Source organism: Klebsiella sp. CN_Kp091 (assembly GCF_040065095.1).
Lineage (GTDB): Bacteria > Pseudomonadota > Gammaproteobacteria > Enterobacterales > Enterobacteriaceae > Klebsiella > Klebsiella aerogenes.
This window is the reverse complement of record NZ_JBEAIO010000044.1, coordinates 17,047-40,906: the sequence shown is the minus strand read 5'-3', so window position 1 is coordinate 40,906 and position 23,860 is coordinate 17,047. Positions and strand designations below refer to the sequence as shown.

Genomic DNA, 23,860 nt, shown 5'->3' with positions numbered 1-23,860 from the left:
GTCGGGTAGCGGCCTCAAAACCCCCGGTGGCGCTACCGCTTACCGGGGCTACAGCGCTGTGCGATTTGGTAGCCCGGCTCAGCGCAGCGAAAGCCGGGGAAATAGCGGCGTCTTAGCCAAGCACCGCGGTACCCAGACGACAAGTGCAGCAGCGCCGCCCTTTTTCGTCATACACTACAATTTCCCAACTCTGACTCTGGCGGCCAAGATGCAGCGGTCGGCATTCACCGCGCACTTTACCGCTGGAGACCGGACGATGGTGGGTAGCGTTAAGCTCGGTGCCCACCACGCACTGCCCATTCTCCGTCATCAGCCAACCGGCCATCGAGCCCAGCGTCTCCGCCAGCGCCGCGGAAGCGCCGCCGTGCAGCAGGCCAAACGGCTGATGCGTGCGCGCATCCACCGGCATCTCCGCCTCCAGTAGCCCCTCTTCCAGCCGGGTGTAGACGATGCCAAGATGCGCCACCATGGTGTTTTCGCTGCTGGCGTTCAATGCCGCAAGCGTGAGCTCTCGTTTCCAGGCCATCTACGCCCCCAGAGTCGAGCCGCCATCGACCACAATATCCTGCAGCGTGATATGGCTGGCGTGAGAAGAGGCGAGGAACAAAATGGTATTGGCGATCTCCTGCGGACGGGCGATTTTGCCCAGCGGGATCCCAAGCTTAAACTGCTCGCCAAATCCGCGGATCCGCTGCTGTTCAGCATCTTCATTGACCCACAGGGTACGTTGCATATCGGTGTCGGTGGAGCCCGGCGATACCAGATTACAACGCACGCCGCTGCCTGCCAGCTCAAGCCCGACGGTCAACGCCAGGCTTTTCAGCGCCGCTTTCGAGGCGCCATAGGCGCTCATGCCGATACGCGGAGTATGCGCGGCATCGGAGGCGACGGTGACGATCGCCCCGCCCTGCTGACGGCGGAACTGCGCCATCGTCTGCTGAAACAGATTAAACGCGCCGCCGACGTTCACCGCGAAGGTCTGCTGCCAGTCCTCCGCGCTCAATTGATCGGTCGCCCCCATGCGCAGGATCCCGGCCGCATTCACCAGCACGTCCAGTCGTTCGATATCGTTGAGCAGACGCGCGCAAACGTCGCGTACCTGGTCGGCATCGGCGACGTCCAGCATTTCGGTGGCAAACGGGTAGCTTTCGCCGTCAAAGGCAAGGTCGAAACCGGTGACGTTGGCCCCGGCCTCGACGAAAGCCAGCGCGGTGGCATAGCCAATGCCTTTACCTGCGCCGGTCACCCACACGGTCTGGCCGTGAAAATCCAGCGCCGCCATTATTTCACCTCGCGGGAAAGAAGAGCCCACCAGGCGTCGATGGTCGGGTTTTTCGCCAGCATCACGAAGTCGATATCGCCGTGCACTTTGCGCCAGCGGGCGGCCAGCGCCATCATACGCACCGAATCCAGCCCGTAGTCGATCAGGTTTTCATCATCCAGCGGTTCGTCGGATTCGTCGAGCAGCGGCAGAATTAGTGCGCGCAGGGCCGCTTTGGAGGCCGGCAGCGGCAGCAGTTCTTCGGTCATCACCACCCGTCCGGAACGGCCGGCGACGTATTTCAGCGCCATCAAATGCTCTTCGCGGCTGAAGTCCGCCAGCGCATCGGCGACAAAGAACGGTTTGATATCGCGCATAAAAGCGTCGGTGGCGGTAGTCATGCAGCCGATATGGGCGTAAACGCCGGTGATGATCAGCTGGTCGCGGCCGGTCTCTTTCAGCATTTCTTCAAGCGGCGAGCGATGAAACGCGCTGTAGCGCCATTTCACCAACACCGTATCCTGTTCATCCGGCGCCAGCGCGGCAATCACCTGTTGCTGTTCCGGCGAGCGAGTTAACCCCGGCCCCCACATATCATTCAGCAGGGCGCGGTCTACATCGCTCTGCTCTTTCGGCTGGGCGGTGTAGTACACCGGAATACCGTTTTGTTTGCAGAAGTCGCGCAGGGCGGCGATATTGGCCACCACTTTTGCCATCATCGCGCTGTTTTCGCCCCAGAAATTGAGGAAATACTCCTGCATGTCGTGGATCAGCAGCGCGGCGCGCGACGGCTCAAAGGCCCAGTTAACTTTGTTCGCCGGAATATCGCTGGCTTCCGGCAGCGCATAAGCCTGTAATTTAGGGATTGCCATTTTCTGTTCTCCTTCAGCCCAGCTTGCCTTCGGCCAGCCACTGACGTAATTGTTTTTTATCGACTTTGCCCACCGGCGTCAGCGGCAGCGCGGCAACGCACTCCACGCGATCCGGCAATTTAAATTCCGCCACGCCCTGCTCGCGCAGGAAGCGGCGCACCGCGACGGCGCGCAGCGGCGATGTCACCACCAGATAAGCGCAGCTTTTCTCGCCCAGCAGATTGTCTTCAATGCTAACCAGCGCGGCGTGGATCACCGCCTCATGGCGCAGCAGCAGGTTTTCTATCTCTTCAGCGGCGATCTTCTCGCCACCGCGGTTGATCTGATCTTTTTCCCGGCCCTGGACGGTGATATAGCCATCTTCATCGATCGAAATCAGATCGCCGGAGCAGTAAAATCCATCGGCATCAAAGGCTTCCGCGTTATGTTGCGGACTGTTGTAATAGCCGCGGAAGGTATAAGGGCCGCGGGTCATCAGACGGCCCACTTCGCCGCGCGGCAGCGGGTTGCCGTCGGCATCCGCCACCCACACTTCGTCGTCAGGGCACATCGGGCAACCCTGGGTATTGATAATCCGCTGCGGGCTATCGTTGAGACGGGTGTAGTTAACCAGCCCCTCCGCCATGCCGAACACCTGCTGCAGCTGGCAACCGATTTCCGCCGGAATGCGCGCGGCGAGCGTCGCGGACAGGCGCGCTCCGCCAACCTGCAGTAACTGCAGCGATTGCAGTTGCGCGTTGCTGCCCCATTCATGAATAGCCTGCAACCACAGGCTGACCGCCGGCGGCACCAGCGACGCGACGTTAATCTGATGTTTTTCAATCAACGGGAAACAGAGCGTGGCGCTCGGGTCGGCGGCGAGGATCACCCGGCCGCCGGCGAGGAAGACGCCCAGTGAGCCCGGCGAGCTCATCGCATAGTTGTGCGCCGCCGGCAGCGCGTTGAGATAGCGCGTATCGGCGTTAATACCGCAGATCTCGTTGCTGCGGCGGATACTGTAATCGTAATCGTTATGGGTACGCGGGATAAGCTTCGGCGTCCCGGTGCTGCCGCCAGAGAGCTGGAAAAAAGCCACTTCGTCAGCCGGGGTCGGATTGGCGACAAAGTTATCCGCCGTACGGTTAATTTCCGTCGCCAGGTCGCGCTCGCCGCCATCGTTACGCAGCAGCGCGACGCGCAGTGAAGGATGCTCAGCGATAAAACCATTAAGGAAGCTATCGTCCGCAAACAGCGCGTGCTCGCGGTCGGCAATCAGTAGTGAGGGTTTAATCTGCGCGGCGTAGGCGTTGAGTTCGCTACGCTGATGGCTAAACAAAGCGTTAACCGGAGCGACGCCGATGCGCAGCAGCGCAAAGAAGGTAATGTAGAACTCGGCGACGTTGCCAAGCTGCACCAGCGCGGTTTCTCCGCGCTTAAGTCCCTGATGCTGCAGGGAAGACGCGAGGTTATCCACCAGCAGGTTAAACTGGCGGAAGCTAATTTGCCGCTCGCCGTCGATAATCGCCACGGCGTCATTTTCCGCATGACGAGTAATCAGATTGGTTAACGGCAGATCCTGCCAGTAGCCTTTTTGACGATAGCGGGCCGCAAACTCTTCCGGCCAACGGGTAAATGCAATCATCCTTGCCTCTTAATTCAAGCCAAATACGTTAAGCATGGTGGTGAGTTTGACGCCGGTTTCGCGCCATTCGCCCAGCGGCGAGGAGGCCGGGACGATCCCCGCGCCGGCAAACAGGCGCAGCGAGCGTTGATGTAGGCGCGCGCAGCGGATGGTCACTACCCATTCGCCGTTGCCTTCGTCATCGCACCAGCCGACAATGCCGCCAAACAGCTGGCGATCGAACGGTTCGAGCTCGGCAATCAGGCGCTTCGCCACCTGGTGCGGGAAACCGCTCAGCGCCGGGGTCGGGTGCAGCAGGCAGGCCAGCGACATGGCGTTTTCTTCCGCCAGCGCCGTACCTTCGATCGGCGTCGCCAGGTGCCATAAGGTTGGCGTGGTAATCAACTGCGGTGATTCCGGCAGCGACAGCTGGCTACTGCGCGGGCCAAGCACGCTCTTCATCGCCTGAGTCACCAGCTCGTGCTCATGGCGATCTTTGCCGGAGGCCAGCAATTTATTGCCTGCTTCGCGGTCCAGCACGTCGTCAGGCTGGCGGCGGGCAGAGCCGGCCAGCGGCAGCGAACTGAAATGCAGCCCTTCTTTACGCAGCAGGAGTTCCGGGCTGGCGCCCAGCAGTACCCCGCCGTCTGACAGCGGGACATGGAAATTAAAGCTCGCCGGGTTCTGGGCAATCAGCCGCTCCAGCAGCGCGCCGCTATCGACCCGGTCGCGGGTAGTGATATCAATCAGCCTTGAGAGCACCACTTTGTCGACTTCCGGAGTCGCCGTCAGCGCGGCGGCACGTTCCACCATCGCCAAAAACTCGTCCTGTTCCGGGATCTCCTGACGATCGACAACATCCATCGCCTTGAGCGGCGCCGCGTAACGCGCGGACTGCTGTTTGTCGGTACGGGAGAAGGTTTCCCAGCGTTCGGGGATATAGAGCTCGGAAGGCTGATTGGTGTCGAACGGAATCGCCCCGACCATTACCGGCTTGCGGATCCCCGCCGCGCGGGCTTCGGCAAAAGCGGCCGCCATTTTCTGCTGGAACTCGCCGTTCAGCGAATCACCGCCGACGGCAGGTTGGGAAAAACGGCTAAAACAGCCGGTGGTGCTGAAGCTGCGGTACGGCGACATAAAGAAGAAGCTTTGCGGCGACAGGGTCTGCGTTTTTTCCTGTACATCCTCAGCCAGTGACGTTTCCATATCATCCTCCAAAAACGATAAAGATATTAAGAATAATTATCATTTATATTTTTGTTGGCTAACCTAAAAGGTATTGCTCTCCTTGTCAACCGCACAAACAGCAGGTTATGCAACTTAAACTTGCATCCAGGCAACACAATGTTGAAAATGAGACGTATTTACTACAACTGACTCAGGATGCGAATTCGTGAATTTTGCCACTTTTTGCCGTCGTACTTTACTCGCCAGCGGGCTGTGCCTTTTAGGAATTACCTCAGCGCTGGCGGCGGACTGGCCGCGTCAGATCGCCGATAGCCGCGGCACCCATACGCTGGAAAGCCAGCCGCTGCGCATAGTCTCAACCAGCGTTACCCTCACCGGCTCGCTGCTGGCTATTGATGCGCCGGTGGTGGCCAGCGGCGCAACCACGCCGAATAACCGCGTGGCCGACGCGCAGGGCTTTCTGCGCCAGTGGGGCGATGTCGCGAAAAAGCGCAAACTGGCGCGACTGTATATTGGCGAACCCAGCGCCGAAGCGGTGGCGGCGCAGATGCCGGATCTGATCCTGATTAGCGCCACCGGCGGCGATTCCGCTCTCGCCCTGTACGACCAGCTTTCGACTATCGCGCCGACGCTTGTCATCAACTACGACGATAAAAGCTGGCAGACGCTGCTTACCCAATTAGGGCATATCACCGGTCACGAAAAGCAGGCGGACGCGCGCATTGCCGAGTTCAATAAACAGCTCGTTTCGTTAAAAGAGAAACTGAAGTTGCCGCCGCAGCCGGTCACCGCGCTGGTTTATACCGCCGCGGCGCATAGCGCCAATATCTGGACGCCGGAATCAGCGCAGGGTCAGATGCTGGAACAGTTAGGCTTTAAGCTGGCGGCGCTGCCGGGCGGTCTTCACGCCAGCCAGAGCCAGGGTAAGCGTCACGACATTGTGCAGTTGGGCGGCGAGAATCTGGCGGCGGGTATCAACGGCGAAAGCCTGTTCCTGTTCGCCGGCGACCAGAAAGACGCTGAGGCCATTTACGCTAACCCGCTGCTGGCGCACCTGCCGTCGGTTGCCGCGAAGCGCGTTTATCCGCTGGGTACCGAAACCTTCCGTCTTGACTACTACAGCGCCATGCTGGTCCTGCAGCGTTTATCCGCGCTCTTTGCCTGAGTCTCCCTTCCCGGCGCCTGGCGCCGGGATCTCATTTCATATCATCAAACACATCATCTATCTGTTACAAAAGACTTTTTCTTCCTTTTCCCCTTTGCTATCTCATCCATTCCTCATGCGAAACATCATCATTTGAGGTGTTGTTTTGTGATTAGCCATCGTCGCCGCCTTCCCCGAATATCTGCCCCACACCACTTGAGGTGGACATTCAACTCAGAAGGAACTTACCGTGACCACTAGCAAATTGATCAAGGGCGATACCCTGACCGAAACCAGCAACGCCGCAGATGGTTTTAACCCGGCAACTGAAGTCAGCAACTACAGCTACACATCAGACCGCGTCGCCAAACCGGTCTATAACAAATACAAAAGCGCAACTACCAAACCAAAGGTATTCGGTTACTACACCGACTGGTCTCAGTATGATGGTCGCCTGCAGGGCGGCGATGCGAAAGATAACCGCGGCCGCGGCTATGATCTGACCAACGTCTCCCCTACCGCTTACGATAAAATTATCGTTGGCTTCGTCGGCGTGACCGGCTTCCATAAAGTGGATGGTCTGTATCACGATGTGGTGGCCGACGGGGCTGAGAAGTGCGGCAAAGTCAAATATGAACCGACCTTCCTCGACCCGTGGGGCGACTTCCAGTCCTACATTAACGTTGGCCACAGCGTCAGCGGCTGGGATGTCGATCCGAAAACCGTAACCCAGACGAACACCAAAGGCCTGCTCGGCGGCCTGCGCGACCTGCAGGCAAAAGCCAAACAGCAGGGCCACAACCTGGTGCTGTCCATGAGCATCGGCGGCTGGACCATGAGTAACGGCTTCCATGAAACCGCAGCGTCTGATTCCGCACGTAAAACCTTCTCTAAAGGCGTGGTGAAGCTGTTCAAACAGTTCCCGATGTTCAGCGAAGTGGATATCGACTGGGAGTACCCGAACGCTGAAGGCGCCGGTAACCCTTATGGCCCGGAAGATGGCGAAAACTACGCCTTGCTCATTGCCGAACTGCGTAAGCAGCTGGATTCCGCCGGCCTGAGCGATGTCAAAATCTCTATCGCCAGTTCGGCGGTGGTGAAGACTTTCGATTATTCTAACGTCAAAGCGCTGCTCAGCGCCGGTCTGTACGGCATCAACCTGATGACCTATGACTTCTTCGGCACCCCGTGGGCCGAAAGCATTGCTCACCACAGCAACCTGAACGCCATTGAACAAGGCGGCTGGGCGGTTAACACCATCGTTGAACATCTGCTGGCGGAAGGTTTCCCCGCTGAACGTATCAACATCGGTTACGCCGGTTATACCCGTAACGGCCGCAACGCCGAGCTGGAGTCGCTGTCTCCGCTGAAAGGTACCTATAACCCGGGTAACGGCACCACCGTCGGTACCTTTGAATCGGGTACCACCGAATGGTATGACGTCATTTATAACTACCTGGACCTGGAAAACCAGAAAGGGCGTAACGGCTTTAACGTTTATACCGACCAGGTAGCTGACGCTGACTACCTCTACAACCCGGAATCCAAACTGTTTATGTCGCTGGATACGCCGCGCACCGTGAAAGCCAAAGGCGAATACGCGGCGAAGCTGGGCCTCGGCGGCATGTTCACCTGGACTATCGACCAGGACAACGGCGTGCTGGTTAACGCCGCACGTGAAGGTCTGGGATATGAAATCGCTTCTGAAGTTATCGATATGGACCCGTTCTATTTCGAAGGCATCAACGTTGCGCCAGCTGATGAACAGGAGGAAGAAGATACAGACCAGACTGAACCGACGGTAAACCATGCGCCAGAGGCGGCAATTGAGATGATGGTCGTAGGCGGCTCCCGCGTTCGTCTGTCCGGGGAAAAGTCGTCTGATGAAGATAGCGACGAGCTGAGCTACAGCTGGGGCGTGCCGGCAGCGATTGATGTTGTGGATAAAACCGCCGCGGTTATTGAGTTCGATGTCCCGGTCGTCACCGCGGATACCGAGTTTACCTTTACCCTGTTCGTTCGCGACACCTGGGGCGAACCGTCAACCCAGCAGCGCTTTATCCTCTCCGTCGTCGTGGCTTCCGGAAACGGTCAGAGTGATGACAAGCCAGCCGATGAGCCGGCAGATGAACCTGCTGACGAAGAAAAAGAGACTGATGACACCACGCCTGCGCAGGATGATGACGTGGTACCGTCTGACGACGCTACGCCTTACCCGCTGTGGGATGCTAAAACCGTTTATGGCGGCAACTGGGGAACCTTTGAAACCGTGAGCTGGAAAGGCCATAACTATCAGGTGAAATGGTGGTCTCAGGGCAACCAGCCTGACCTGTACTGCGGCCAGTTCGACGTCTGGAAAGATCTCGGCGCGTACTAAGCATTAATATGTACCGATAAATGTCACCAGGCCCCGGAGCAATCCGGGGCCTTTCGCTATTGTTGCACTTAACTTTCGCTGACCATTTCCGGACGCTGAAAACGACGTAGCTCGCGTAATAAGCCAACCAGTAATACGCCAACAATTACCAGCGCCCAGCCGCTGGCGCTGGCGGAAGCCACCGGGGTCATCACCGCCCCTAATCCGCCAAGCAACGCCGCGCCAATGGCATCACCGGTGACGTTCTGCGCGGTCCACAGGCCATTAATGCGCCCCAGCATATTCTCCGGCGTTTGCGTCTGGATAAGCGTGTATTGTAGCAGCGAGCTTATCGCGCTCAGCCAACCAAACAGCGCCAGACAGAGCGCGCCCAGCGCCCAGAACGGCATCACGCTGAATAAAGCGATCGCCACAAATGACCCTACCGTTGTCATCAGCATCAACGCTCCCGGCCTGGCGGTATGCGCCAGTTGCCCGCTGGTTAACGCTCCCAGCGCCGCGCCAAGCGGGATGGCGGCGTACAACAGGCCAATTTGCGAATTTGACATCTGCCAGCCTTCCGCCAGCGCCGGATAAAGCACCCGCACCGCGCTGGCCATCGTCAACAGGCCGCCGAGCAGCGCAATACCGCCAATAAGCGGGCTATTAAAGAGAAATTTTAGCCCCGCCAGTAACGATTTCAGCGGATGCTCGCGCGGCTGCGGCGGTGGCGGCAGCAGCGGCAGGCGTAGCAGCGTCAGGGTGGTAATGAACGTCCCTGCCGCCGCCAGGCCATAGTTCCAGGCAACACCGCCGGTCGCCAGCAATAGCCCGCCAATCATCGGCGAGATCACCGAACCGAGACGCACGGTCAACATGGTGATCGCCCCTGCCTGCATCAGATTTTCGCGGCCGACTAACGCCGGCGTTGCCGCCAATAGCGCGGTTACGCCTAAAGAGGCGAAGAAGCCATCCCAGATCCCCAGCAGGTAAATTGCCGCCAGCGAGGGTTCCGGCAGCATGGCGTTCAGGCACAGGCCGACGAAGCCCACGCCGCAGGTGCCACGCGCCAGCAGGATCAGGCGTTTGCGTTCATAACGGTCGGCCAGCACGCCGCCGACCATCAGCCCAATGAACATCGAACAGCCGGTCAGCATCACCGAGAGCCCCACCTGCCAGGTCGAATGGGTCATCATCTGGATTTGTACCGGGATCGCCACGCCTAGCAGGCCAAGCGACAGGATCGAGATAAAGCGAGCGATAAAGACGGCGCGGAACGCCGGATGGGTGCGCAGGAGGCTGACATCAAGCAGCCGGGAAGGTCGGTTCATGCAAGGGCCTTGTCGTTATTTTTCATACCATTTTTATGGTTTCTCATGGTAACATACCTGAATAAAATCGATAACGATAATTACTATCATTATCATATCAGGGATTTGAACTATGTCGTTTTCTACGACCACGGTGCGCGCCGTCGCCGTGCCTGGTCTCTTGTTACTTTTAGCTCTCGCGATTGCGCTCAGCCTGCTTATCGGCGCCAAACCTCTGCCGCCTTCCGTGATTGTCGATGCCTTTTCCGGCAGTTGTCAGAGCGCCGACTGTACCATCGTACTGGATGCCCGCCTGCCGCGTACGCTGGCCGGATTGCTCGCCGGCTGCGCGCTCGGTCTCGCCGGCGCGCTGATGCAAACCCTCACCCGTAACCCGTTGGCCGACCCGGGCCTGCTCGGCGTCAACTCCGGCGCCAGCTTCGCCATCGTGCTCGGCGCGGCGCTGTTGGGTATCACTTCGCCGCAGGAGCAGCTGCTGATGGCCTTCTGCGGCGCCTTCGCCGCGTCGCTACTGGTCGCGTTTACCGGCAGCCAGGGCGGCGGCCAGCTTAGCCCGGTGCGCCTGACCCTGGCGGGCGTGGCGCTGGCGGCGGTACTGGAAGGCTTATCTAACGGCATCGCCCTGCTCAACCCGGACGTATATGACCAGCTGCGCTTCTGGCAAGCCGGCTCGCTGGATATTCGCACCCTGCAAACGCTGAAAATCGTCCTGCTGCCGGTGCTGATTGCCGCCGTGGTAACGCTGTTTCTCAGCCGGGCGCTAAACAGCCTGAGTCTCGGCGCCGACACCGCCACCGCGCTCGGTAGCCGGGTCGCGCGCACCCAGCTTATCGGCCTGCTGGCGATCACCGTTCTGTGCGGCAGCGCGACGGCGCTGGTCGGCCCTATCGCCTTTATCGGCCTGATGATGCCGCATATGGCGCGCTGGCTGGTGGGAGCGGATCACCGCTGGTCATTGCCGGTCACGCTACTCGCCACCCCCGCCCTGTTGCTGTTTGCCGACGTGCTTGGCCGCCTGTTGGTGCCCGGTGAACTGCGCGTTTCGGTGGTCAGCGCCTTTATCGGCGCGCCGGTGCTGATCTGGCTGGTTCGCCGTCAGCCGCGAGGAGGTGCGCTGTGATGGCCCCTTCCCGCCGCCTGATTTTCTGCTGCCTGCTGCTGATCGCCGCCAGTCTGCTGGTGTCGCTGCTCGGTCTGGGTAATGGCCTGGTGCCGCTCAGCATCGAACAGGTGGTTTCGGCGCTACTCGGTGACGCGCCGCGTAACGTCAGCATGGTGGTCACCGAATGGCGCTTGCCGCGCGTGCTGATGGCGCTGCTTATCGGCGCCGGGCTTGGCGTCAGCGGCGCCATTTTTCAGTCATTGATGCGTAACCCGCTGGGTAGCCCGGACGTAATGGGCTTCAACACCGGCGCCTGGAGCGGCGTGCTGGTAGCGATGGTGATGTTCGGCCAGAACCTGACCGCCATCGCGCTGGCGGCGATGCTTGGCGGCGTGCTGACCTCGTTGGTGGTGTGGCTGCTGGCGTGGCGCAACGGCATTGAAACCTTCCGCCTGATCATTATCGGCATCGGCGTGCGCGCCATGCTGGTGGCATTCAATACCTGGCTGCTGCTGCGCGCGTCGCTTGAGACCGCCCTTTCCGCCGGATTATGGAATGCCGGTTCGCTCAACGGCCTGACGTGGGGCAAAACCTGGCCTTCGGCGCCGCTGATTCTGCTGATGTTGGCGTGCGGCGCGCTGCTGGCGCGGCGGATGCGGCTGCTGGAGATGGGCGACGATACCGCCTGCGCGCTGGGGGTTCGGGTCGAACGTTCGCGCCTGCTGCTGATGCTGGTAGCGGTGCTGCTGACCGCTTCCGCCACCGCGCTGGCCGGGCCTATTTCTTTCGTCGCGCTGGTCGCGCCGCATATCGCCCGGCGGATAAGCGGTACCGCACGCTGGGGATTAACCCAGTCGGCGCTGTGCGGCGCGCTGCTGCTGGCGCTGGCCGATTACTGCGCTCAGCGCCTGTTCATGCCTTATCAGTTACCGGTAGGGGTGGTCACCGTCAGTCTTGGCGGTATCTACCTCATCGCGTTATTAATTCAGGAGTCCCGCAAAAAATGACCGCTGTAACTTCCCGTTTGCGCGGCGACCAGTTGACCCTGGCCTACGGCAAAAAGACCATCGCCGAATCGCTGAATGTCACAATTCCTGACGGCCATTTCACGGCGATTATCGGCCCCAACGGCTGTGGTAAATCAACCCTGCTGCGGACCCTTAGCCGTCTGATGACGCCGTCCAGCGGACACGTTTATCTCGACGGCGAGCAGATCCAGCGCTACGCCAGCAAAGAGGTGGCGAAGCGGATTGGCCTGCTGGCGCAGAATGCCACCACGCCCGGCGATATCACCGTACAAGAGCTGGTGGCGCGCGGGCGCTATCCGCACCAGCCGATGTTTACCCGTTGGCGTAAAGAAGACGAAACAGCGGTAAATAACGCGATGCGGGCGACGGGTATTGTCGACCTCGCGCTGCAGAGCGTGGATACCCTCTCCGGCGGCCAGCGCCAGCGGGCATGGATTGCGATGGTACTGGCGCAGGAGACGGAGATTATGTTGCTTGATGAGCCGACGACCTGGCTGGATATCAGCCATCAGATCGACCTGCTGGAACTGTTAAGCGAGCTGAATCGCGAGAAGGGATATACGCTGGCGGCGGTACTGCACGATCTCAATCAGGCCTGCCGTTACGCCACCCATCTGATCGCCCTGCGTGACGGTAAGATCGTTGCCGAAGGCGCGCCGAAAGAGATCGTCACGGCGGATCTGATTGAGCGTATCTACGGCCTGCGCTGCACGATAATCGAGGATCCGGTGGCGCATACGCCGCTGGTGGTGCCGCTGGGACGTCGATAATCTTTTCTATACCATCTCAACCATCGCATTCCCGGCTTGCGCTGCGCTGAGCCGGGCTACCAAAAACGGGTAGCCCGAGCTCTATCGTTACCCCAGAATTTCCCGCACTACCGGGCCTATCGCTTCAAAGGCCTGCGGCGAGATAATCTCGACGTGAGCGCAGTTCTGGCTGAACACCTCCAGTTCGCCAACCCACGGCCCCCATGCGACCTGCGGATCCATCCCTTTCTGGCGCGTTTTCTCCGCCACAAATAGCGTTGCTTTACCGTCAAACTTTGCGCTGTGCGCGGTCGTCAACAGGCGCACCGCATCGGCGTAGTTACCTTCGATCGCGCTGAACAGCTCGCCGGAAGCCTGCCCCTGCTGAGCGGCGAGAAACGCTTCGCGCTCGCGGGCGATTTCCGCCAGTACTTCGGGATCCAGACCGTTCGCCTCTTTCTCCGCCCAGTTTTGCGTCTCCGGCGGCCAGGTATCGAGCAGGCCGAGGAACGCCACCTCTTCGCCGCGCTGACGTAAACGGGCGGCAATCCCCTGCGCCAGCGTTCCGCCGAGCGAATAACCAAACAGATAGTAAGGCCCATGCGGCTGCTGCGCTAAAAGCGTGCGCAGATGGTGCTCGCAGACTTCGTCGAGGTTGGCGGCGGAGGCCATCGGCCCCGTCGGACGCGGCGACTGAATACCGGTAATCGACCAGCGCGGGCTAAGATAACGCGCCAGCACGCTGAACTGCCAGGCAAAACCGGAGGCTGGATGGAAGCAGAACAGCGTCGGACCGTCGCTCTCACGCAGCGGCAACAGCGCATCGAAGCCCAGGCGCTGCGCCTGCTCGTCGCTCAGGTCGGAAGCCAGCAGCGCGCTCAGCTTGCCGACCGTCGAAGCAACCATCACCTGCCCCGGCGTCACCTGCCGCGCCAGCTCGCGGCTCAGCTGCGCCGCCAGACGCATCGCCAGCAGCGAATGGCCGCCGAGGGCGAAGAAATCGGCGTCGATATCATTTACCTCGCAGCCCAGCAGTTGGCTGAACGCCGCGGCAACGGCCATTTCGGTAGCCGATTGCGGCGGGCGACCGCTGCGCTCGCTGCTTAAGGAGGGCAGCGGTAGCGCTTTACGATCCAGCTTACCGTTGGCGCTGAGCGGGAAAGATTCCAGTTGGATCAACACCACCGGCACCATGTGCGGCGGCAGCTGTTCGCTAAGACGCGCCTTCAGCGCCGCCACGTCCAGCGGCTGGCCGGATTCGCTCACCAGATAACCGACGAGCTGGCGGGCATCGCCGCCGGTGGCCGCGGCCTGGTTGAAGACGCAGGCGTGGCACACCGCCTGCGCGACGTCCGGCAGCGCCGCCATCACCCGGTCGATCTCGCCAAGCTCGATGCGCTGGCCGCGAATTTTCAACTGATCGTCGCTGCGGCCAAGATATTCCACCGCGCCGTTATCCAGCCAGCGCGCCACATCGCCGGTGCGGTACATGCGCTCGCCGGGGGCAAACGGGTCGGCAATAAAGCGGCTGGCGGTGAGATCCGGGCGGCCCATATACCCCTGCGCCAGCTGAATGCCCGTGAGGTACAAATCACCCGCCACGCCCGGCGGCACCGGGCGCATGGCGGCATCAAGAATACGTAATCCGGTGTTCCATACCGGCCAGCCGATGGGCACGCTGTTGCCGGTGACCGCCGCCAGCTCTGGCCCGCAGGCGGGATACCAGCTGACGTCCACCGCCGCTTCCGTCGGCCCGTACAGGTTATGCAATGGCGCGCCGGTTAAACGCTCCCATTCACGACACAATTCCGTCGGCAGCGCTTCGCCGCTGCAGAAAACACGTTTTAGCGTCCGGCAGGATGACACATTATCGCTATCCAGCGAGGCGACAAACGCCGCCAGCATCGACGGAACAAAGTGGGTGGTGGTCACGCCGTACTGCGCGAAGAACCGCTGCATCGCCAGCGGATCGCGATGCGCCTCCGGCGCCGCCATCACCAGCTGGGCGCCGGTCATAAATGGCCACCAGAATTCCCATACCGAGACATCAAAGCTGCACGGCGTCTTCTGCGCCACCACATCGGCGGCGGTTAACGGATAGTGATTTTGCATCCACAGCAGGCGGTTCACGATGGCGGTCTGGCCGACCATCACCCCTTTCGGCCGTCCGGTGGAACCGGAAGTAAAGATGATATACGCGGTATGTTCCGGTTTTGACAGCGCCAGCGGCGTATCATCTTCAGCAGCCAGCGGCTGCTGATAACACAAGCTGGTCAGTCCCGGAATATCGCTAAACCGGGCCAGTTGATCGTCAGAGGTAATCAGCAGCGATGGCTGCGCATCTTCCAGCATCATCCGCAGACGGTCATCCGGGTAGCCGGTATCCAGCGGCAGCCAGGCGGCGCCGGCTTCGACGATACCGTGCAGCGCCAGCGTCAGGAAGACCGAACGCGGTAAGGCAACCGCCACGCTATCCCCCGGCTGCACGCCGCGTTGCCGCAGCAGGTTGGCCAGCGCCACCACCTGTTGGCGCATTTCGCGGTAGCTAAAGCGCCAGTTGGCATCCGCCAGCGCCGGGGCATCCGGCGTTTTCCGCGCCTGTTCCGCCACCAGCGCGCTGAGGGTAGTGGTCGGCAGTGGCATCGCGGTATTGTTGATCAACGCCAGCTGCGCACCTTCTTCCGCCGACAACATCTCCGCTTCGCCGCAGCGCAGCGCCGGATTGGCGGCAAACTGCGCCAGTAACGATGTCAGACGCGATACGTGGCGGTTCAGCGTGACGTCATCATAACGTGCTTTATTGGCGAGGATCTCCAGCGACAGGCCGCCGTGTTCGTCCGGAAATAATGCCAGCTCGAAGTCATTCACCGGGCCGGTGGCGAGTGTATGCGTCTGCGCCTGCACATCGTCGATATCCAACTGGTAATCAAAGACTTTGATGTTCAGCACCGGGCCAAACAGCGGTTCGTCGCCCGCCGCTTTACCGCTATCGCGGACAATTTGCTCGGCATCGTAGCGCTGATGGCGGCGCATTTTTTTCAGCTGCCCGGAGAGTCGCGTCGCCAGCTGCGCCAGCGTCTCCTGCGCGTCGATATTCACCGCCAGCGGCAGTACGTTGAGTACCGGGCCGGTGGCAGTCAGCGCCGCCGATCCCATGCGTCGCATAAAGATAAAGCCAGCCGCGTAATCCATTCGGCCACACAACCGCCCCAGCCACAACGTCGTCAGCGCCAGCGCCAGATCGGCACGCTGGCACTGCGGCGCGCTGGCGGCGAGCTGGCTGAAGACAGCCGGATCGGCCTCCAGTTTCAGGCGCCAGATATCGCTGCTGGTCGCCCGCCCGGCCAGCGGCGCGTCTGATAGTGAAGCCGGAGACGGCAACGCCTGACGCTGCGCCTGCCAGAAGGCTTTATCGCGCTGCCACGCCTCGCTGCCGTAGTAGCGCTGATACTCTTCTACCACCTCGGCGAACGGCGAAAACGGTGAATCCGGCGTCTCTTCTCCGCGTTGCCAGGCGCGATAAATAGCGGCGATCTGGCGGGTAATGGCCGGGAAGCTAAAGCCATCGACCAGCAAATGGTGATAGCGCTGATACCAGTACCAGCAGTCGTCGCCAACGCGCATGAGCTGATGGCAGACCAGCGGATTACCGCTATCGACGCGCAGATTCTGCCCGAGATCGCTTTGCATCAGCGCCAGCGCGGCCATGTGCGGATCGGCCTGCTGGCGCAGGTCGACACTTTGCGGCTCGGCAAACTCGCGCGCGTCATCAACCCACTGCCACGCTTCGCCGTTATCTTCGCAAAAGCGCATGCTCAGGGTATCGGCCTGCTTAAGCCCGGCGACGATAGCCTTGCTCAACAGCGCCGGATCGAGATTGCCGCGCAGTTCAACATAGTGGGCAACGCTCCACGCGCCAGGTAGCGTAGAGAGGCGTTCAGCCATCCAAATTCCCGGCTGCGCCGCAACCAGCGGTAAACGTGTACTCATCGAAAGCTCCTCAGGAGGCGTAGTGCGCTGGAATAAGGGTTGACCAGTTGGCGGCAAGCCAGGCGTTACAGGCCTCTAATGACTGCGGCGGACACTCCACCGTCCAGCCTGCTGGCAGCGCGCAGTGATGCGGCCACAGGCTATATTGCCCCTGTGCGTTGCGCAGAATGTAAAACTGCCCTTGCGGATTGTCGAAGGGGTTGCTGAATTGCATCTCTCACTCCTCATTAAGCGCGTGTTGTTGCCCGCGGCGCAAAGGCTGCCACAGCTGGATAAGCCCGGACGTCAGCCCGCCGCGCCAGCATAGCGCGTCATGACCGCCGTCAACCTGGCGCCAGAAAACGGACGGCGTGGTCTGCCGTAGTTGCGCGAAAAGCGCCTGGTTAGCGCGAAAAATAATCGGCTCGCGCACGCCGGCTTCCAGCCAGATGCGCAGCCCCTGCGGCCGAAGTTCGCCGCGCTGCAGTTGTTCAAGTATCACTCCCGGCTGGCTACTGCCGCGCTGCGGCCACCAGTACGACCCCGACTGGCTCAGAACGCAGCCAAAACGCTGCGGCCAATGGAGCGCGGCATACATCGCCGCCAGACCGCCGAAGCTCTGCCCCGCTACTACCGTCCGGTCGGCGCGATCGCTGAATGGCGCCACGGCCTGCACCTGCGGCAGCAGTTCTTCCTGTACCGCCAGCCAGAAATCACGGTTGCAGGGCAGCTCGACGCTGCGGTGTTGATTGTCGATAACGTCGATCAGCACATAGACCGCCGGCGGCAGGCGGCCTTCCCGCGTCAGCCCCGCCAGCGGCGCAAAGACAGGCATGCTTTCGGCCCAGAACTGGCCGTCAAGCAGGAGCGCCAGCGGGCGATCCGCCCCACTGCCGGTGGTGTAAATCCACACTCGTCGCTGGTTTCCTAATCGCTGACTGCGCCATTCAATACAGCGCGGCGCTGGCGAAACTGGCTCGCGATAATGCCAACCCGGCTGTTCCGGCGCCTGCGGCAGTTCCAGCGCCGAGACCGCGTGGCCGCGCCCCCCCTTCCAGCTTTGCGGATTGCGGGGATCGGCAACCGCCCGCGGCAGCAGTTTGCGCCAGCCTTCGCGCAGCAGCGCGCGGTCCGGCGCTTCACCGTTAAAGAGCTGCGGGGAAAAATCGTCGTCGCGTTCGGAGGGAATAAAACAGTAGCTGCCGCGCCAGCTGGCGGGGAGCGTGGTTTGCCAGCACCAGGCATCGGTACCGGGGATGCGCTGCAGGGTTTGCGGCGCCGCATTGTGGTGATGATCGGTGACGCCGGTAATGTAAATCCACACCCGCCGAATCGGCGACGTGGTTTCGCTGCCCGCCGGATCGCGCCACCAGAAGGTCACCCGATATGCGTCGCCCAGCGCTTCTGTCTGCGGGCCGGCGATCCCCCGCCACCAGTCGTCACTTCCCGTTATTTGCATTCCGTCAGTAACCCTATGTTTACCGTGATTTTTATCAACAAAGGTAATATTTATTGATAATATTATTGATAACTATTTGCATTTGCAATAGCGTATTAACGCGCCTATGGGTAGCGCGTCTTCTCATTACATTAAATCAAGGTCAGAGAGGGTCTTTTCAGAGCGTTTGGCTCGGTCGGCTACGGAAAGCGTTCACCTTCTACTGGCTACATTTATGCCGCCTCCTCTCCCGGTGGGAAGGGGCTTCTGGGGAAAGCGGCAAAGAAAAGCGGAACTGACTTACAATGAATAACAGGATTAAGTCCCTGGCCTTAATGGTCAATCTGGGTATCTACGGGGTGGCATTCCCGCTGTGCGCGGCGGAAGAAACCACCGACAGTAAACAAGCCGCCGGTGAAGAAACGATGGTGGTCACCGCCGAGGTGCAAAACCTACAGGCGCCGGGCGTTTCCACTATTACCGCCGATGAAATTCGCAAACGTCCGCCGGCGCGCGACGTCTCTGAAATCATCCGTACCATGCCGGGCGTCAACCTGACCGGCAACTCCACCAGCGGCCAGCGCGGCAACAATCGCCAGATTGATATTCGCGGTATGGGCCCGGAAAACACTTTAATCCTGATTGATGGTAAGCCCGTGACCAGCCGTAACTCTGTTCGTCTCGGCTGGCGCGGCGAACGCGACACCCGCGGTGATACCAGCTGGGTACCGCCGGAAATGATCGAACGTATAGACGTTATCCGCGGCCCGGCGGCGGCGCGCTACGGTAACGGCGCGGCGGGCGGCGTGGTCAACATCATTACGAAAAAATTCGACAACCAGTGGCATGGTTCGTGGAACGCCTACATGAACATGCCGGAGCATAAAGACGAAGGCGCGACCAAGCGTACCGACTTTAGCCTCAGCGGCCCGCTGGGCGGCGATTTCAGCTTCCGCATGTACGGTAACCTCGATAAAACCCAAGCTGACGCCTGGGATATCAACCAGGGCCACCAGTCTGAACGTACCGGCATTTACGCCGATACCCTGCCCGCCGGGCGTGAAGGGGTAGAAAACAAAAACATCAACGGCGTGGTGCGCTGGGATTTCGCGCCGATGCAGTCGCTGGAGTTTGAAGCTGGCTATAGCCGCCAGGGCAACCTGTACGCCGGTGATACGCAAAACACCAACAGCAACGATCTGGTGAAAGAGAACTACGGTAAAGAGACCAACCGTCTCTATCGCAATACTTACTCCGTGACCTGGAACGGCGGCTGGGATAACGGCGTGACAACCAGCAACTGGGCGCAGTACGAACACACCCGCAACTCGCGTAAAGGCGAAGGCCTGGCGGGCGGCACCGAGGGGATCTTCAGCAGCAACCAGTTCTCGGATATCGATCTCTCCGACGTGATGCTGCACAGCGAAGTCAATATTCCGTTCGACCTGTGGGTTAACCAGAATCTGACGCTGGGTACCGAATGGAACCAGCAGCGCATGAAGGACAACGCCTCTAATACCCAGGAACTCTCCGGCGGTGAAATCCCGGGCTATGACAGCACCGGCCGCAGCCCGTATTCGAAAGCGGAAATCTTCTCGCTGTTCGCCGAGAACAACATGGAAGTGACCGATACCACCATGCTGACGCCGGCGCTGCGTTTCGATCACCACAGTATTGTCGGTAATAACTGGAGCCCGTCGCTGAACCTGTCGCAGGGCCTGGGCGACGACTTTACCCTGAAAATGGGTATCGCCCGCGCCTATAAAGCGCCGAGCCTGTATCAAACCAACCCCAACTATATTCTCTACAGTAAAGGTCAGGGCTGCTACGCCAGCCAAGCAGGCTGCTACCTGCAAGGGAATGACGATTTAAAAGCAGAGACCAGCATCAACAAAGAGATCGGCCTCGAGTTCAAACGCGACGGCTGGCTGGCGGGGGTTACCTGGTTCCGTAACGATTACCGCAACAAGATTGAAGCGGGATATGCCCCAGTTTATCGCAATACTAAAGGGACCGACCTGTACCAATGGGAAAACGTGCCGAAAGCGGTAGTTGAAGGGCTGGAAGGCACGTTGAACGTGCCGGTCAGCGAGACGGTGAACTGGACCAACAACATCACCTACATGCTGCAGAGTAAGAACAAAGAGACCGGCGATCGCCTGTCGATTATTCCGGAATACACGCTGAACTCGACGCTGAGCTGGCAGGTTTATCAGGACGTTTCTGTGCAATCGACCTTCACCTGGTACGGCAAGCAGGAACCGAAGAAGTACAACTACAAAGGCCAGCCGGTCACCGGCAGCGAGAAGAACGAGGTCAGCCCGTATAGCATTCTCGGCCTGAGCGCGACCTGGGACGTGACCAAAAACGTCAGCCTGACCGGCGGCGTGGATAACGTCTTCGACAAGCGCCACTGGCGCGCGGGTAACGCCCAAACGACCGGCGGCGACAAAGGGAGTATGTACGGCGCTGGCGCTGAGACCTATAACGAATCCGGCCGTACCTGGTATATGAGCGTCAACACCCACTTCTGATAATATTAGTGTCTGACGCCCTCCCCGCCGGGAGGGCGTTTTTTTCAACACTGCGCTATTTTCTGTACCCGCGCGACAATCGACGCCGCATCAAAACCGTGATACTGACGCAACCAGCCGCGATCGGCGGCCGCCGCATACTCGCCATCCGGGATCCCCAGACGCTGCAAGGCAATCCCCGCGCCCGCTTCCGCCAGCACTTCGGCGACCAGGCTCCCCAGCCCGCCGTTGACGTTATGTTCTTCGACGGTAATAACTGAACGGCATGACTGCAGCGCCGCCAGCAGCGCCGTGGTATCGCAGGGACGAATCGACGGCACGCTGACCACTTTCGCCTCAATGCCGAGGTCGGCAAGCTGCTGCGCCGCCTCCACCGCTTCGTGCACCGTTGAACCGGTCGCTACCAGCGCCACCGCTTCGCCTTCGCGCAGGGTCAGTACCGCGCCGGGCACAAAACGGTACGCTTCGTCATGCAACTCCGGCAGCGCCTTGCCGTCAAGGCGGATATAAACCGGCCCCTGATACGCCAGGGCGTAGTCGATAATCTGCCGACATTCGCGCGGCGTAGAGGGGGCGAAAATCTGGATATTGCCGAAACCACGCATTATCGCCAAATCATCTATGGCATGGTGGGTACTGGCCAGTGGGCCATAGCTGGCCCCGGCGTTAAGGCCAAACAGCTTGACGTTGGTGTTGTTGTAGCAGACATCGACTTTAATCTGCTCGTTAGCGCGGGAGACAAGGAACGGCGCGGCGTTACAGGTCACCGCCACTTTACCGCCGAGCGCCAGCCCCGCGGCGGTGCCGACCATGCTCTGCTCGGCGATACCGACGTTAACCAGCCGTCCGGGAAACTGCTTAATAAAAGGAGCGATCTTGGCCGTTGAGGTGGAGTCCGCGACCACCGGCACCAGATCGACGCCCTTTTCCGCCGCGGCGATAAACGCCTCGACCATCACGTTCGCCAGGTGTTCTGCATTACTCATCTTTCAGTTCCTCCAGCGCCAGTGCGATTTCCTCGCCTTTCGGCACCCGGTGATGCCACTCCGGGCGCCCCTGGATAAAGGAGATGCCCGCGCCCTTCGTGGTGTTGGCAATAATGACGTTAGGTTTACCGTTCTGCTGCAGCCCTTCGATAGCCGCGACCACCGAGGCCATATCGTTACCCTCGCATTCGCTGACCTCCATGCCGAAGGCGCGCCATTTATCGGCCAGCGGATCGGTATTCATAATTTCGCGGGTTGGCCCAGCCAGCTGAAGATTGTTCTTATCATTAATAATGACCAGGTTATCGAGGCCATAATGGGCCGCCGCCAGCGCCGCCTCCCAGTTACTGCCTTCCGCCAGTTCGCCGTCGCCGGTGATTAAAAAGATGCGGCGGGAGCTATTGCTTTTCTTTGCGGCCAGCGCCAGCCCCACCGCAACGGGCAAACCGTGGCCCAGCGCGCCGGTGTTTAGCTCAATGCCCGGCGTTTTCTGCCGCACCGGATGGCCGGGAAGGTGCGAGTTCGCGTGCTGGTAGGTCTCCAGCCATTCGATCGGGAAGAAACCCGCTTCCGCCAGTACGCAGTAGTAGCAGCCCACCGCATGGCCTTTCGACTGGATATAGATATCGCGCTGCGGGTCGTCAAGACGATCGGGCGCCGCATTGAGCACACGGAAGTAGAGCGCGGTTAACAGCTCGACCTGCGACAGGTCGGCCCCGGTGTGCCCGCCCGCCGGACTATGGGCGTTTAAGCGGACAATGTGGCGGCGCACGGCGCGCGCTTTGCGCTCAAGCGCCTGGACATCAAATCTGTAGGGATTCATTTAATACCTCTGAATTTATTTTCAATATGGAATATTTATTCCGTCAGGGACTAAAAAAACCAGATATCCCCATGCCGGTGGTTAACCTTCCACCACAGCGCCGTACTCAGGAACATTCTGCCTCCCGCTCCAGGCGAAGCCCGGATAAACTCGTTGACTCAAAGCCACCTTGAATATATATTCAATGATGATTCCTTATTCGATTATGACCTGGCTGTTTTGTTTTTGTCCATAGTCGATTTTGATGAGTGGCAAAAATTTGACCACCATCACACTTAAGTGTGATTTTTTTTCGCGTATGATAAAAGTCACTACGATAATGGCTGCAGCTAAACGCCTGAAGAAAGGCGATAAATGATTTTCGAGGATAAATATGGCTAAGCAGGATGAACAACGGCTATTGGTGAAGATTGCCACGCTTTACTATCTGGAAGGACGAAAGCAGTCTGATATCGCCCAACTTCTCTCGCTATCTCAGTCATTTGTCTCTCGCGCGATTACCCGCTGCCAAAAAGAGGGCGTCGTGAAAATCAGCGTCGTGCAGCCATCGAATATTTTCCTCAATCTTGAAAAGGGGCTTGAGGATCGCTACGGGCTTAAACAGGCGGTGGTGGTCGATACCGAAGAAGAGGCCAGCGACCATACCATCAAGCGGGCGATAGGTTCGGCCGCCGCGCACTACCTGGAAACCCGCCTGCGGCCAAAAGATCTAATTGGCGTCTCTTCATGGAGCTCGACCATCCGCGCGATGGTTGATGAGGTCCACGCACAAAATCTGAAGGCCAGCGGCGTCATCCAGCTGCTTGGCGGCGTCGGGCCCAACGGCAACGTGCAGGCGACGATCCTCACCCAGACGCTGGCCCAGCGTCTTAACTGCGATGCCTGGCTGCTGCCGTCGCAGAGCATCGAAGGCTCCATGGAAGAGCGCAACCGCCTGCTGGCCAGTAAAGATGTCGCCGACGTGGTTTCCCGCTTTGACGAGGTCGATATCGCCATTGTCGGCATTGGCATTCTCGAACCTTCCCAGTTGCTGAAAACGTCGGGTAACTATTATCACGAAGATATGCTGCAGGTGCTGGCGGCGCGCGGCGCGGTTGGCGATATCTGCCTGCACTACTACGACAAATACGGCCAGCCGGTGTTGCGTGATGATGAAGATCCAGTGATCGGCATGGCGCTGGAGAAAGTCAAAAAATGCCCGAACGTGGTCGCGCTGGCCGGCGGCACCGACAAAGTCGCGGCAATTAAAGGCGCGCTTACCGGCGGCTATATCGACGTTTTAATCACCGATTACCCCACCGCCAGACTACTGGTTAGCGACTAACCCACCGCAGTTTCCCGCCTCGACAATCCCTGAGGCTGTTTTTCAGCAACAGGGATTGCAAAATAACTCATTATAATTCAATGCATTAAACAACCACCCTCCCCGCCTTCGTGTCATATTCCCAATCTGTGAAATGTGATTGCCAGCACAATTGA

18 protein-coding genes are annotated in these 23,860 nt (G+C 59.7%); 7 read left to right on the top strand and 11 right to left on the bottom strand.

Translation table 11 applies throughout. The annotated features are described in order from the left end of the window. Positions 1–112 precede the first annotated feature (112 nt). The 5 genes from entH to entC are packed head-to-tail and all read right to left on the bottom strand — an operon-like array spanning position 113 to position 4,939. Positions 113–526, bottom strand: coding sequence for a proofreading thioesterase EntH (gene entH, locus ABLV17_RS18555; protein WP_308957894.1), 414 nt, complete (start codon positions 524–526; stop codon positions 113–115). After that, positions 527–1,282 carry a 2,3-dihydro-2,3-dihydroxybenzoate dehydrogenase EntA gene (entA, locus tag ABLV17_RS18550; RefSeq protein ID WP_087860262.1) on the bottom strand — a complete coding sequence of 252 codons (756 nt, stop codon included), beginning with the start codon at positions 1,280–1,282 and terminating at the stop codon, positions 527–529. It lies immediately after the preceding gene. After that, complete coding sequence (gene entB, locus ABLV17_RS18545; RefSeq protein ID WP_308957893.1) at positions 1,282–2,133, bottom strand: enterobactin biosynthesis bifunctional isochorismatase/aryl carrier protein EntB; 852 nt, start codon at positions 2,131–2,133, stop codon at positions 1,282–1,284. The genes entA and entB overlap by 1 nt, the downstream gene beginning before the upstream one ends. A 13-nt stretch (positions 2,134–2,146) precedes the next feature. Then, entirely contained in the window at positions 2,147–3,754 is a 1,608-nt protein-coding gene (gene entE, locus ABLV17_RS18540; protein WP_113373834.1) for a (2,3-dihydroxybenzoyl)adenylate synthase EntE, read from the bottom strand. A gap of 9 nt (positions 3,755–3,763) precedes the next feature. After that, on the bottom strand, positions 3,764–4,939 hold the full coding sequence (gene entC / locus ABLV17_RS18535; protein WP_045361975.1) for an isochorismate synthase EntC: 1,176 nt from the start codon (positions 4,937–4,939) through the stop codon (positions 3,764–3,766). A gap of 187 nt (positions 4,940–5,126) precedes the next feature. On the opposite strand from entC, the gene fepB reads away from it, so the two are divergent. Then, positions 5,127–6,086 (top strand): Fe2+-enterobactin ABC transporter substrate-binding protein, encoded by a 960-nt coding sequence (gene fepB, locus ABLV17_RS18530; protein WP_113373833.1) that lies wholly within the window; start codon positions 5,127–5,129, stop codon positions 6,084–6,086. Between the two features lie 229 nt (positions 6,087–6,315). After that, the gene (locus ABLV17_RS18525; RefSeq protein ID WP_348854535.1) at positions 6,316–8,442 is read left to right on the top strand and encodes a glycosyl hydrolase family 18 protein; all 2,127 of its coding nucleotides are present in this window, start codon (positions 6,316–6,318) and stop codon (positions 8,440–8,442) included. Between the two features lie 68 nt (positions 8,443–8,510). Here ABLV17_RS18525 and entS read toward each other — a convergent pair whose 3' ends face one another. Next, a complete protein-coding gene (gene entS, locus ABLV17_RS18520) occupies positions 8,511–9,752 on the bottom strand; it encodes an enterobactin transporter EntS (RefSeq protein ID WP_113373831.1) in 1,242 nt (413 codons plus the stop codon). A 112-nt stretch (positions 9,753–9,864) separates the two neighbouring features. Between entS and fepD the strand changes: the two genes are divergently transcribed. Genes fepD through fepC form a run of 3 tightly spaced genes read left to right on the top strand, consistent with a single transcriptional unit; the run spans position 9,865 to position 12,652 of the window. After that, a complete protein-coding gene (gene fepD / locus ABLV17_RS18515) occupies positions 9,865–10,872 on the top strand; it encodes a Fe(3+)-siderophore ABC transporter permease (protein ID WP_015704708.1) in 1,008 nt (335 codons plus the stop codon). After that, complete coding sequence (gene fepG, locus ABLV17_RS18510; RefSeq protein ID WP_213317422.1) at positions 10,872–11,861, top strand: iron-enterobactin ABC transporter permease; 990 nt, start codon at positions 10,872–10,874, stop codon at positions 11,859–11,861. Before fepD ends, fepG begins: the two co-directional genes overlap by 1 nt. After that, positions 11,858–12,652 carry an iron-enterobactin ABC transporter ATP-binding protein gene (gene fepC / locus ABLV17_RS18505; protein WP_271032747.1) on the top strand — a complete coding sequence of 265 codons (795 nt, stop codon included), beginning with the start codon at positions 11,858–11,860 and terminating at the stop codon, positions 12,650–12,652. Before fepG ends, fepC begins: the two co-directional genes overlap by 4 nt. A gap of 87 nt (positions 12,653–12,739) precedes the next feature. Here the strand turns inward: fepC and entF are convergent, their stop codons facing one another. From entF to fes, 3 genes are read right to left on the bottom strand one after another with little or no spacing between them, the layout of a single operon-like run. Beyond that, positions 12,740–16,621 carry an enterobactin non-ribosomal peptide synthetase EntF gene (gene entF, locus ABLV17_RS18500; protein ID WP_348854534.1) on the bottom strand — a complete coding sequence of 1,294 codons (3,882 nt, stop codon included), beginning with the start codon at positions 16,619–16,621 and terminating at the stop codon, positions 12,740–12,742. Between the two features lie 10 nt (positions 16,622–16,631). Then, entirely contained in the window at positions 16,632–16,835 is a 204-nt protein-coding gene (locus ABLV17_RS18495; protein WP_087860270.1) for an MbtH family NRPS accessory protein, read from the bottom strand. Between the two features lie 3 nt (positions 16,836–16,838). After that, positions 16,839–18,107, bottom strand: a complete 1,269-nt coding sequence (gene fes, locus ABLV17_RS18490) for an enterochelin esterase (protein ID WP_348854539.1) — start codon at positions 18,105–18,107, stop codon at positions 16,839–16,841. Positions 18,108–18,343: 236 nt separating this feature from the next. Between fes and fepA the strand changes: the two genes are divergently transcribed. Further along, complete coding sequence (gene fepA / locus ABLV17_RS18485) at positions 18,344–20,572, top strand: siderophore enterobactin receptor FepA (RefSeq protein WP_087860272.1); 2,229 nt, start codon at positions 18,344–18,346, stop codon at positions 20,570–20,572. A gap of 44 nt (positions 20,573–20,616) precedes the next feature. Here the strand turns inward: fepA and ABLV17_RS18480 are convergent, their stop codons facing one another. Together ABLV17_RS18480 and ABLV17_RS18475 are read right to left on the bottom strand one after the other, a co-directional pair. Next, on the bottom strand, positions 20,617–21,558 hold the full coding sequence (locus tag ABLV17_RS18480) for a transketolase C-terminal domain-containing protein (protein ID WP_348854533.1): 942 nt from the start codon (positions 21,556–21,558) through the stop codon (positions 20,617–20,619). Next, entirely contained in the window at positions 21,551–22,381 is an 831-nt protein-coding gene (locus ABLV17_RS18475) for a transketolase (RefSeq protein ID WP_308958340.1), read from the bottom strand. Before ABLV17_RS18475 ends, ABLV17_RS18480 begins: the two co-directional genes overlap by 8 nt. Positions 22,382–22,754: 373 nt before the next feature. Between ABLV17_RS18475 and ABLV17_RS18470 the strand changes: the two genes are divergently transcribed. Next, positions 22,755–23,705: a sugar-binding transcriptional regulator gene (locus tag ABLV17_RS18470; RefSeq protein WP_087860276.1), complete on the top strand. Its 951-nt coding sequence runs from the start codon at positions 22,755–22,757 to the stop codon at positions 23,703–23,705. Positions 23,706–23,860 lie beyond the last annotated feature (155 nt).

Excerpts from the sequence above, each read along its gene's own strand:
- fepC (WP_271032747.1), top strand. The coding sequence starts at position 11,858 with ATGACCGCTGTAACTTCCCGTTTGCGCGGCGACCAGTTGACCCTGGCC.
- ABLV17_RS18470 (WP_087860276.1), top strand. The coding sequence starts at position 22,755 with ATGGCTAAGCAGGATGAACAACGGCTATTGGTGAAGATTGCCACGCTT.
- entC (WP_045361975.1), bottom strand. The coding sequence starts at position 4,939 with ATGGAAACGTCACTGGCTGAGGATGTACAGGAAAAAACGCAGACCCTG.
- entA (WP_087860262.1), bottom strand. The coding sequence starts at position 1,282 with ATGGCGGCGCTGGATTTTCACGGCCAGACCGTGTGGGTGACCGGCGCA.
- fepG (WP_213317422.1), top strand. The coding sequence starts at position 10,872 with ATGGCCCCTTCCCGCCGCCTGATTTTCTGCTGCCTGCTGCTGATCGCC.
- ABLV17_RS18480 (WP_348854533.1), bottom strand. The coding sequence starts at position 21,558 with ATGAGTAATGCAGAACACCTGGCGAACGTGATGGTCGAGGCGTTTATC.
- ABLV17_RS18495 (WP_087860270.1), bottom strand. The coding sequence starts at position 16,835 with ATGCAATTCAGCAACCCCTTCGACAATCCGCAAGGGCAGTTTTACATT.
- ABLV17_RS18475 (WP_308958340.1), bottom strand. The coding sequence starts at position 22,381 with ATGAATCCCTACAGATTTGATGTCCAGGCGCTTGAGCGCAAAGCGCGC.
- entH (WP_308957894.1), bottom strand. The coding sequence starts at position 526 with ATGGCCTGGAAACGAGAGCTCACGCTTGCGGCATTGAACGCCAGCAGC.
- fepA (WP_087860272.1), top strand. The coding sequence starts at position 18,344 with ATGAATAACAGGATTAAGTCCCTGGCCTTAATGGTCAATCTGGGTATC.
- fepD (WP_015704708.1), top strand. The coding sequence starts at position 9,865 with ATGTCGTTTTCTACGACCACGGTGCGCGCCGTCGCCGTGCCTGGTCTC.
- entB (WP_308957893.1), bottom strand. The coding sequence starts at position 2,133 with ATGGCAATCCCTAAATTACAGGCTTATGCGCTGCCGGAAGCCAGCGAT.
- entE (WP_113373834.1), bottom strand. The coding sequence starts at position 3,754 with ATGATTGCATTTACCCGTTGGCCGGAAGAGTTTGCGGCCCGCTATCGT.
- entS (WP_113373831.1), bottom strand. The coding sequence starts at position 9,752 with ATGAACCGACCTTCCCGGCTGCTTGATGTCAGCCTCCTGCGCACCCAT.
- entF (WP_348854534.1), bottom strand. The coding sequence starts at position 16,621 with ATGAGTACACGTTTACCGCTGGTTGCGGCGCAGCCGGGAATTTGGATG.